10 protein-coding genes and 2 tRNA genes are annotated in these 10,737 nt (G+C 36.7%); 4 read left to right on the forward strand and 8 right to left on the reverse strand.

What is annotated here, in order from left to right; genetic code table 11:
* Window positions 1–10: 10 nt before the first annotated feature.
* The 3 genes from LQ50_RS17105 to LQ50_RS17115 form a co-directional block, all read right to left on the reverse strand.
* The gene (locus tag LQ50_RS17105) at window positions 11–1,225 is read right to left on the reverse strand and encodes a NupC/NupG family nucleoside CNT transporter (protein ID WP_034631602.1); all 1,215 of its coding nucleotides are present in this window, start codon (window positions 1,223–1,225) and stop codon (window positions 11–13) included.
* A 264-nt stretch (window positions 1,226–1,489) separates the two neighbouring features.
* The gene (locus LQ50_RS17110) at window positions 1,490–1,891 is read right to left on the reverse strand and encodes a DoxX family protein (protein ID WP_034631604.1); all 402 of its coding nucleotides are present in this window, start codon (window positions 1,889–1,891) and stop codon (window positions 1,490–1,492) included.
* Window positions 1,892–2,779, reverse strand: a complete 888-nt coding sequence (locus LQ50_RS17115; protein WP_034631605.1) for a VOC family protein — start codon at window positions 2,777–2,779, stop codon at window positions 1,892–1,894.
* A 122-nt stretch (window positions 2,780–2,901) separates the two neighbouring features.
* Between LQ50_RS17115 and LQ50_RS17120 the strand changes: the two genes are divergently transcribed.
* Both LQ50_RS17120 and mgrA read left to right on the forward strand, forming a co-directional pair.
* Entirely contained in the window at window positions 2,902–3,270 is a 369-nt protein-coding gene (locus LQ50_RS17120; RefSeq protein WP_034631607.1) for a winged helix-turn-helix transcriptional regulator, read from the forward strand.
* 183 nt (window positions 3,271–3,453) lie between these two features.
* Complete coding sequence (gene mgrA / locus LQ50_RS17125; protein WP_034631609.1) at window positions 3,454–4,455, forward strand: L-glyceraldehyde 3-phosphate reductase; 1,002 nt, start codon at window positions 3,454–3,456, stop codon at window positions 4,453–4,455.
* Window positions 4,456–4,531: 76 nt separating this feature from the next.
* Here the strand turns inward: mgrA and LQ50_RS17130 are convergent, their stop codons facing one another.
* Window positions 4,532–6,028 carry an MDR family MFS transporter gene (locus LQ50_RS17130; protein WP_034631610.1) on the reverse strand — a complete coding sequence of 499 codons (1,497 nt, stop codon included), beginning with the start codon at window positions 6,026–6,028 and terminating at the stop codon, window positions 4,532–4,534.
* Between the two features lie 222 nt (window positions 6,029–6,250).
* On the opposite strand from LQ50_RS17130, the gene LQ50_RS17135 reads away from it, so the two are divergent.
* Entirely contained in the window at window positions 6,251–7,144 is an 894-nt protein-coding gene (locus LQ50_RS17135) for a TetR/AcrR family transcriptional regulator (RefSeq protein ID WP_034631612.1), read from the forward strand.
* A gap of 103 nt (window positions 7,145–7,247) precedes the next feature.
* On the opposite strand, the gene LQ50_RS17140 is transcribed toward LQ50_RS17135, so the two are convergent.
* Window positions 7,248–8,078: a DUF2935 domain-containing protein gene (locus LQ50_RS17140; RefSeq protein WP_034631614.1), complete on the reverse strand. Its 831-nt coding sequence runs from the start codon at window positions 8,076–8,078 to the stop codon at window positions 7,248–7,250.
* Between the two features lie 244 nt (window positions 8,079–8,322).
* Here LQ50_RS17140 and LQ50_RS17145 point away from each other — a divergent pair, with 244 nt between their 5' ends.
* Complete coding sequence (locus LQ50_RS17145; RefSeq protein WP_084138893.1) at window positions 8,323–9,315, forward strand: LysM peptidoglycan-binding domain-containing protein; 993 nt, start codon at window positions 8,323–8,325, stop codon at window positions 9,313–9,315.
* Between the two features lie 54 nt (window positions 9,316–9,369).
* Here the strand turns inward: LQ50_RS17145 and LQ50_RS17150 are convergent, their stop codons facing one another.
* The 3 genes from LQ50_RS17150 to LQ50_RS17160 form a co-directional block, all read right to left on the reverse strand.
* A complete protein-coding gene (locus LQ50_RS17150) occupies window positions 9,370–10,203 on the reverse strand; it encodes an ion transporter (protein WP_237563738.1) in 834 nt (277 codons plus the stop codon).
* Window positions 10,204–10,409: 206 nt separating this feature from the next.
* Window positions 10,410–10,491, reverse strand: a tRNA-Leu gene (locus LQ50_RS17155).
* Between the two features lie 36 nt (window positions 10,492–10,527).
* Window positions 10,528–10,600 (reverse strand) — tRNA-Lys (locus tag LQ50_RS17160).
* Between the last annotated feature and the right edge of the window lie 137 nt (window positions 10,601–10,737).

Consider the following 10,737-nt stretch of genomic DNA (forward strand, 5'->3'; position numbering starts at 1 on the left):
AACACCGCAATTAATACAACATTCCAGCAATCGCACCACTTAGTAACGAAGCAAGTACACCTGCTACGACGGCTTTCATTCCTAGCTTCGCAATATCAGCTCTCCGACTAGGTGCTAGCTTCCCTAATCCGCCAAGTAAAATCGCAACAGAAGAGATATTGGCAAAACCACATAAAGCAAAACTGATCACAGCTACGGTTTTATCTGATAGCTCATCCATTTGCGGTGCAAAAGCAGCATATGCAACAAACTCATTTAACACAATCTTTTGTCCGATAAATCCTCCTGCTACAACCGCTTCATGCCATGGCACACCAATGGCAAAAGCAATCGGAGCAAACACGATCCCAAGGATTAGCTCTAATGTCAAGCCTTCAAACTGGAACCAGCCTCCAATCATACCTAGAATGCCATTAACTAAAGCAATCAATGCAATAAAAGCCAAAAGCATCGCTCCAATGTTCAAAGCTAATGTTAAGCCAACACTTGCACCTTTAGCAGCTGCATCGATCACATTGGCCGATTCCATATCTCTGTCGACCATCACTTTATCTGATGTCTCGGACTTCTCTGTTTCAGGCATAATCATCTTAGCCATAATCAGACCAGCAGGTGCAGCCATAAAGCTAGCTGCAAGCAAGTATTCTAGGGGGACACCCAGTAATGAATATCCGATTAAAACAGACCCAGCAACCGATGCAAGTCCGCCTGTCATAACAGCGAATAATTCCGATTTTGTCATCTTTTCAAGATAGGGGCGCACAACAAGGGGTGCTTCAGTCTGTCCAACGAAAATATTTGCCGCTGCAGACATCGATTCTGTTTTACTTGTACGAAGAACTTTTGATAAGACACCACCGAGGATCTGGATTACTTTTTGCATGATTCCTATATAATACAGAATCGCAATTAAAGCTGAAAAGAAAATAACAATGCTTAACACTTCGATCGCAAAGATAAAGCCCATTCCCTCTGCCTGAAACAATCCTCCAAACAAAAAGTCAATTCCTTCATTTGCATAATCAATGATGGCTGCGATCCCTAAGGTCAGCCACTGTAAAAATGCAAAGCCCGTCTCCCATTTTAAAACAATAACAGCAAAACCAATTTGAATGGCTAGTCCACCTAAAATGGTTTGTAAATTAATTGCTTTCTTATTATTGGAAAAAAGAAAAGCAATAGCAAAGATCGTCAATATGCCAAAAATACCCCAAACAAAATTCATTCGCCTAACCTCTCTTTCTAAAAGAGCTATCTTTTTGAAGGAACATAATCGTAAAGCGACTTTTCAGTGCCCTCCCTAGTTGATAACTCTGTTATATGTACCAATTAAAGCTACCGTTAGTATGTTTCATAACAAGTAAAATAAACACGCAAATAGACTTCATTAGCTCATGTATTTCTTTTACTCAATCAAAATAGAGGTGATCCCAACAGGTAATATTTCAACCTTTTGAGACCACCCCATTATGAACGATGATCAATTTATTTAAAGATTTACTTCAGATCCCTTCGTCAGTCCCATTGCATGCCCCAGTGATAAAAATGTATTTCCTGTAATCGCTAGCTGCAACGACATTGCAAGTAAAACTACATCTAATTCAAAACCATCCAAAAACCCTAATGGGAGTTTTACTGTAATCATTGCACCCACCATTACTAATGCAAATAAAATACTAACCATTCGTGTTCCAATCCCCAGCACCATCATTACCCCACCAACCAGCTCAATCACTGCAACAATATAAGCTAAAAACCCAGGTAACCCAATACTATCAAACCATCCTGCAATATTACTAATTCCATTTTGAAATTTATCTAACCCATGCAAAAAGAACGTCAATCCTAATACAACACGAACAATGAATAAACCTACTTCACTTCTCTTCATTTACTTTTCCTCCATATTCTTTGACGATTCCGTTGTTAGCTGTATTTCTATACCTATAGGATCCAAAACGACCCACACACCAATCTCTTGTTCTACCGGCTTATGACCAGTAGCTTTCAAGTGATCGATTAAATCCGTTAGCTCATCTTGATTAGGTAACATAACGGTATAATAAGCAAGCCCTACTGCATTTTTGGATCTAACCAAGGCGTTGGGTCCCGCCCAAATATTTAAACCAATGTGATGATGGTACCCTCCAGCAGCAAGAAAAAGCATACCTACATTGGTCATGTTGCCAACTGTTATTTCAAATCCTAATGATTTATAAAAGTCTTGGCTTTCTTTTAAGTCACGAACATGTAAATGAATATGCCCAATTTTGGTTTGAGGCGGTAACCCATGCCACACATCCTCACCTGTTGAATCCAGTAAGCCTTCGACATCGATTCGCTCGGTTACCATCGTGTAATCTCCACTCGCTACTTTTGTCCATTCCTCTCTCGGTCGATCCCGATAAATTTCAAGCCCATTGAAATCTGGATCCGAAAGGTAAATCGCTTCACTGACAAAATGATCAGCAGAACCAATCTCTATCCTTTTATCTATGATATGTTTTAAAAATAAGCCTAAATCACTGCGTTCTGGCAATAAAATGGCCACGTGATATAGCCCTAATGTTGTGCCAGGCTGGTACATACTTCCACTTGAAACTTCTTCTAAGATAAGTAAAGTCTCTTTCCCGTCTGCCGTAAGCTCCACTATTTGATCTCTCTTACGAAGAATATCAAATCCAATGATTTCTTGATAAAAAGCAATCGAGCGCTCTAAATTACTCACTTTTAATTTAACTGGTCCTAATTGCGTGTCAGGATGTAGTGCGAATGTCATTTTCTTTCCCCCTATTATTTTTTAAAGATAAGATCTAAGATAATGTTATTATGATCTATATAAGTAGGTTTGATAAGTACGCACTTAAAAGTGGTATAGTATACAAAAGGAAACTATAGGGGGTGATTTTATTGTCTGAATGCCAAGTGAATAACGCTTTAGAAGCAATAGTTGGAAAATGGAAACACAAAATATTATTCCCTTTATTGAATAATAAAACGATGAGGTTTAACGAATTAAAAAGAGAAATTCCAGGTATTACACAAAAGATGCTTACATCTCAATTACGAGAGCTCGAAGATCATGACCTTGTAACAAGAAAAGTGTATGCGCAAATACCTCCAAAGGTAGAGTACTCTCTGTCTGAACATGGCAAAAGCCTCATCCCACTTTTAGATATGATGAACGAATGGGGCGCTGCTCATGCAGCACATATAGCCACAAAAAAAGTAGAACAAATAAAAAACACAAAAAAAGAGGGCAGTTCCTAGTGAACTCCCTCTCCTTCTAATAGATAGTATTGATATTACTTAACCAACTTTCTACTTTCATTTTTATCCACTTTTCTATAAACTTAACGTGGCAGTCAATTTTGAAAAGGTTTTCATTTAATCATATTTCTACATATCTTTAACAGCATTAAGAGAATAATATTTTAAAGGAGATGATACTCTATGATCTATCAAGCTAGTAACAAACGTTATCATTCGATGAAATATAACCGGTGTGGAAACTCAGGATTACTACTCCCTGCCCTTTCCCTTGGGTTATGGCACAATTTTGGCGGAGTAGATCCATTTGAAAATGGACGCGCCATGCTTCGCCGAGCCTTTGATTTAGGAATAACACACTTTGACTTAGCTAACAACTACGGCCCACCTCCTGGCTCTGCCGAAGAAATGTTTGGTGCAATATTAAAAACAGATTTTGCTGCTTATCGTGATGAGCTTGTTATCTCTACTAAAGCTGGCTATCATATGTGGGACGGTCCTTACGGTGAATGGGGATCAAAAAAATACATGATTGCCAGCTTAGATCAAAGCTTAAAAAGAATGGGATTAGATTACGTAGATATCTATTATTCTCATCGTCCAGATCCAAACACTCCCCTTGAAGAAACAATGGGAGCTCTTGACCAAACTGTTAAGCAAGGTAAAGCACTGTACGTCGGAATTTCTAGTTATAACGCAGAACAAACAGCCGAAGCTATTAAGATTTTAGACCAGCTAGGTACACCATTGCTCATTCATCAACCAAGTTACTCCATGTTGAATAGATGGATTGAACAAGACGGGTTGCAGGATGTATTGCAAGAAAACGGAGTCGGATCTATTGCATTTTGCCCCTTACAACAAGGCTTACTTACGAACAAATATATAAATGGTGTACCAGTTGATTCTCGTGCTGCCAAACCTACTGGCTTTTTAAATAAAGATCAAGTCACCGAAGAACTGCTGAACAAAGTACAACAACTTGGCTCACTTGCAGCAGAACGCGGACAAAGTCTAGCGCAAATGGCCTTGGCGTGGGTACTACGTGAGGGGAGAATTACTACTGCCTTAATCGGCGCAAGTAGGGTGAGTCAGATTGAAGAGAATGTGAAAGCGTTAGATAATCTTGTGTTTACTTCTGAAGAGCTAGATAGAATGGAAGCAATTCTTAATAGTATTGAATAAACATGAAAGGGGCGTCTTTAAAAGGTCTGATTTTAACCCTTTAAGACGCCCCCTTTAATTACACTTATGTCAGAGCCTATGAGTTGCTCCCAACTAAACTAGGTACACCCTCCTCATCTGATGATGGTGTTTCAATTTGGTCTTCCTCTTGCCTTGCACGCTTGATAAAAAATGCAAGAATAAGTGCAGCAACTGCAATGAAAGATGAGATAAAGAAAGCAAAATTAATCCCTTCTAGCATGGCTCTCACAGCAATCGCTTCGGAAACTTGCCCTGTCTCGGCAGCTAAACTAGCCGAGCTACTCGCTGCTCTGTTAGACATCACTGTAACTAACAAAGCTGTACCAATCGCACCAGATACTTGGTTTAATGTATTGTTCATGGCAGTACCATGCGGGTAAAATCTAGCAGGTAATTGATTTAGACCATTTGTGGACACAGGCATCATGACCATAGAGATCCCAAACATCCTTACCGTATTTAAAATCATTAAATATTGATAACTAGTATCTAATGAAATTGTACTAAATAAGTAAGTCGTCACTACTGTAATGGATAATCCTATAATAGCTAATAGGCGCCCTCCGTATTTATCAAACAACTTCCCTGTAATAGGTGACATGAACGCCATTGTAAGTGCACCTGGTAGCATCAAGAGTCCTGCGTCAAAAGGAGATATCCCCCGGACGGTCTGTACATAAATTGGCAAAAGTAACATACCAGAGAACATAGCCATATTTAAAACCATCGTAATAGAAGATGACAAAGCAAACATTGGATACTTAAAAATGCTAAAGTTCAACATCGGCCTTGTCTGTTTTGATTGACGTAAAATAAACGAAACTAAAGAGATACATCCAACAATGATTGTTAAAAAGACTTCTGGACTTTCCCATCCTTTATTTCCAGCAGAACTAAATCCATATAAAATTCCCCCAAATCCGACGCTCGATAATAAAAGGGAAAATAAATCAAGTCGAATATCTACTTTTTCCTTTTTATCTTTTAATAGAAAAAAACCAATCAGTAACACACCAACAGCAATTGGTGTTACAAAGTGAAAAAGCATTCTCCAATCATAATGCTCTACAATCCAGCCTGATAATGTGGGACCAATGGAAGGTGCAGCCATTAAAATTAAACCAAAAATCCCCATTGCACTTCCTCGTTTCTCAACCGGAAAACTCACTAACATGACATTCATGAGGAGCGGCATCATAATCGCAGTTCCTGAAGCCTGTAGCATCCTCCCCGCTAATAACAATGGAAATACATGGGCAAGACCAGCGACAATCGTACCGAAAGTAAATAACCCCATCGCTGTTAGAAATAGTCTTCGAACCGAATATTTTTGAATTAAAAAAGCAGTTGTAGGAATCATAATCCCATTTACTAACATAAATCCTGTCGTTAGCCATTGGACCGTGGCTGTTTCGACTTGTAAATCTACCATAATCGAAGGCAACGCAATATTTAATAATGTATTATTTAAAAAGGCAATAAAAGCACCAGTCATAAGAATAGCAAGTATTCCATAATTGGGGCGATCATTCTTTTTTATGGATAAATCCATTGTTTCCCCTCCTCTATACTAACAGTTCATTTTTTTGTACTATCCGTTTATATAAACATATTATACTACGAGTTCAATTATTGCAATAATAATTTCTTTGATATAAACAGTGTTTGTTTACATAAAAGAAATAAGGTATGATTGTTTTATACCGATAGTATAATTACATCAAAATGAACGTTAATATTAGCTGTACTAAAATCCCAATCTAAAGGTGATAAAATGAACGATCGCAAACAACATGTCATAAAGATGGCGCATCAATTATTCATTAACAAAGGTTTTCAAGCAACATCCATCCAAGACATCTTGGAATATAGCGGCATTTCAAAAGGAACATTTTATAACTATTTTTCTTCTAAAAATGAACTATTAAAAGCTCTCTTTAAATCCATTTACAAGAAAATGGAAAAAGATCGAAATGAATTACTAATAGGACAAGACCCTTCTGATATCGAAATTCTCATAAAGCAATTTGAATTACAATTAAATACAAATAAAAAGAATAAATTATTCACCCTCTTTGAAGAAGTTCTTATTTCAAGTGACGTTGAACTAAAACAGTACTTTAAAGAAGGTCAACTAAGGATGCTCCGATGGACATATCAGCGTTTTTTGGAAATTTTCGGCGAAGATAAAAAACCTTATTTGCTCGATTGCGCAATTATGTTTTTAGGCATTTTACATCAAAACATGAAATATTACGCAATGGGCCACGATCATACCAGTATTGAACAAGTGGTTCGTTACACAGTTAACCGAATTGAAAAAATCGTTTATGAAGTAGCAGTTTCAAATGAGCAATTAAATGAACCAGAGCTTTTAGATAAATGGCTACCTGATCAACTGAAATCCAACTCTTCTTTTCACAAAAATCTTAACGAAGTGGTCGTCGCTTTGAAAAAAAATGTCAGTGAACATAAAGACCAACCAAAATATTTAGAGCTTTTAGACTTTGTACAAGATGAGGTTGTACACCCAAAACCACCTCGAAGGTTCTTGATTGAAAGTGCCCTCATTTCACTCAATGAGGATCCATCAATATTTAACCAACAACTGCTATCTCAACTGGAGCAACTTGTGACTAGTCAGCTCCAAAAACAAGGAAACAAATAATTTACCACCTTCTTTGTTTCTCAGATTAGATTCAAAAAAAATAATCGTATGTACAGTAATGTACATACGATTCCATTCCATCAAATAAAAATCTACTATTCATTTAATAAAAAGAAGGTTTCGTTAAAGGACACTGTGCTGCCTGTGGCCCGATATCTGGTGAGTACACACTTAATTTCCGAATGAAATAACAGCTTTCTGGAAAGTGGTGTTCAAGAAAGCGTAATGTTGTGCGTGATATCACCTCTGTTTTAATATACATCCTCACAACATCAACAATGAAGTTATACATATCAATCGTAGTCTGCCCAACTTCTCGAGCAAATCTTCTCTGCCTTTGAATACCAGGTGGCGAGAACCTCAAAAACCCTTTCATCTGTTCATTTTGAACGATAAATGATTGAAATTGGTTAATATACAGATCGGTTTGCGCTGTAATTTTCAGCTCAATTGGATCAAGAATGTTACGCAGAAGTACCGCATGACCTAACTGATCTTCAAGCCATAAGTCAAGAAGGTCCACTAGTGGCTGAGGCGGGAAGTTTTGCCCATTCATATAATACGAAAGAATTCGGAGGTATTCCTCATTTTCACTTAATGTTCCATTTAAATAAGTAGGACTTAAATTTAAATTTACTTCATTTTGAATTCTTAAGCTTTGCATTTGACCTTCAAATTGATAATATCCTTTTGCAATTGGAAATACTTCCCTTGCAAAAGCAATCATTGCTTGATCCGATACTCCCATCCCTTGACTTATTGTCTTTAGCTTCTGTCTAAGCTGTTCGAATGTACGAATATATTGCTCTGCCACATTAATATACTGTTCTTCTACTACTGATAAATGGTCACGTACAAAATAAGCATGATCTTGTAGTATCTCAAGCCAAAATGCATGTTCTTCCGCTGGCCTTAAATCAAACTCCTGCTTCATGAAATCCCCTCTCCTCTCAACTTGTTTCTACAAAATATATGATAGGGAACCTAATTAATTCGGACTATTATTTAGTGATTTAAATTTTATTATTTTTGAAAAATAAAAGACAAAACTAAATGATTCGCATCTAGCTGAGAATAATCCCATCGCATCTTTTACAAACTATAATTATCAAAATCAAAACTGATACGAAGACACCCTTCTTCTTTTTTCATTATTAATAAGGAAAGGAAATAAATCTATGCAAAGATCTATCGTCCTTATTTGGAGTATACTTTTTATTATTTTAATGAGTTTAGTTCCTGCTCATGCAGAGACAAATACACATAACAACCTTTATGTTGTAAAAGCAGGTGATACACTCCCTCATATCGCGAATCAATTCGACACCACTATAGAGGAGCTTAAACTAACCAATGGGTTACAATCGGATTCTTTATTTATCGATCAAAAATTATGGGTTCCGGCAATCCATGAAGTAACCGCTGGAGATACGCTGCAAGAAATTGCCTCAATGTATCATTCTTCTGTAGAGACAATAAAAAAAGTAAATGGACTTCCTTCTGACGAATTATATACAGGACAAATACTAAAAGTTACTCCTAAAAAATTGACTATGCAAGGACAACATATCCTCATGACAAAGGAAGATTTTAAAGATTGGTTATCGAACAATCAATTTAATCGAGATATCCGCATCATCCAACAACATCACACATGGTTACCTTCATATCGTCAATTTAAAGGAGCTAATCACTTTCAAATGTTGCAAAGTATGGAAAGTTTCCACAAGAAAGAAATGGGATGGAATAATATCGCTCAAAATATTACAACATTCCCAGATGGAAAAGTAGCCGTATCTAGACCATTTAATCTAGCGCCAGAAGGTTCCATAGGACCAAAAGCTAATTCAGTTGGGTTAACTATTGAAAATATTGGAAACTTTGACCTGGGTCATGATGTTATGACCAAAGAACAACAGGACACGATCGTTTATATTACTGCCCTTCTTTGCATTAAGTTCGGCTTAACTCCTTCCATTGATAGTATTACCTATCATCATTGGTGGAATTTACAAACCAAAGAAAGAGTGCTTGATAATGGACCGGATTATAATGTGAAGACTTGTCCAGGCTCTAATTTTTTCGGTGGCAATTCTACAAATGATGCAATTAAGCATTTTTATCCATTAGTGTCTCAGAAGATCAATGAAATTTTAGCAACTATGGAATAACAAAGAACAAAAAAGCAGGCACTCCATCCCCTTGAGATCGCGCCTGCTTTTTTATTATTTGTTATTTTTATTGAGAATCAATTGTTTAATTTCTTGAATGTCTTTCTTTAATTCTTGATTTTCTTTATACAGTCGATCCATTTGCTCCTCACGCTTCACTTCATCATCTTGTCCCAAATAACTTAAGATCACAGCAACTACAAGATTTAAAATAACTAATGCACCAATGATAATAAATGTAACAAAATACACCCAAGCCCAAGGTACTGCATGAATAATCGGTCTTGCCACTTGACTTGCCCATGATTCAAATGTAACGACTTGCATTAAAGTAAAGAGTGAAGTATGAAAGCTTCCAAAAAACTCATACGGCAATACGTCACTAAAAAAGGTTGTTCCAATAATCGCATATATAGAAAAGATTAAGATTGAAAGACCTAAGATACCCGTTAATGCTGGGACTGATTTCATCAATGAATCGATTATTTTTCGTAACGCGGGTATCGCCGGAATCATTCTAATTAAACGCAACACCCTAATTAATCTTAGTACACTCACAAACGGAGTTGAGTAAAACAACAAACTACCTATCACAATACTAAAATCAAAAAGATTCCACCTATCAGAGAAATAACCTTTAAATCCAAGCCCAATAATTTTTAGAACTAGTTCTATCACAAAGATCCAAACAATGATTTTATCTAAAAAAAGTAATAGACTGTTACCAGTTAAATACGTCTCCGTAACAATAATCAATCCATTAAATAAGATTATCGCAATAACAATTGGTTGAAAGTTTTTATGCTCTATCAGTTGTCTAATGCTCGATCTAAACGAACGACCATTATTTAACTCTTCTTTTTTTGTAATTCCATTTGAATCTATCACTTTTCCTTTCTATTTGTATTTCTACTTATTTATTATACCAGTTACTCAAATAAAACCACGCTAAAAGTTCATTTATTATTTCAGGTGAACGCTGGCAATTTTGATTTATTATACAAAAACCTCTCAAACTAAACAAAAAAGTTCAAGAGGTTTAACATACGAATTAAGAATCATTCGTTATAAAATTTCTTTCTCAAAAAATTGAATGCGGGTGAAGGGAGTCGAACCCCCACGTCATAAGACACTAGATCCTAAGTCTAGCGCGTCTGCCAATTCCGCCACACCCGCAAGTATAAAATGTATATACATTTTATTAGTAAATGATGAGCCATGAAGGACTCGAACCTTCGACCCTCTGATTAAAAGTCAGATGCTCTACCAACTGAGCTAATGGCTCTTGCTGTTTTTTCATAGGAGTATTTCATGATGCTTACGGACGATGTTTCGCTACGCCGTCTTACCTGTTCTTTCCTCTTCTCGTAACGCTCTGTTGCACGATGCGTCAGAACAACTCGTAGCTATTCAAGTCGCCTT

Origin of the sequence: Halalkalibacter okhensis (assembly GCF_000787375.1) — a bacterium.
GTDB lineage: Bacteria > Bacillota > Bacilli > Bacillales > Bacillaceae_D > Halalkalibacter > Halalkalibacter okhensis.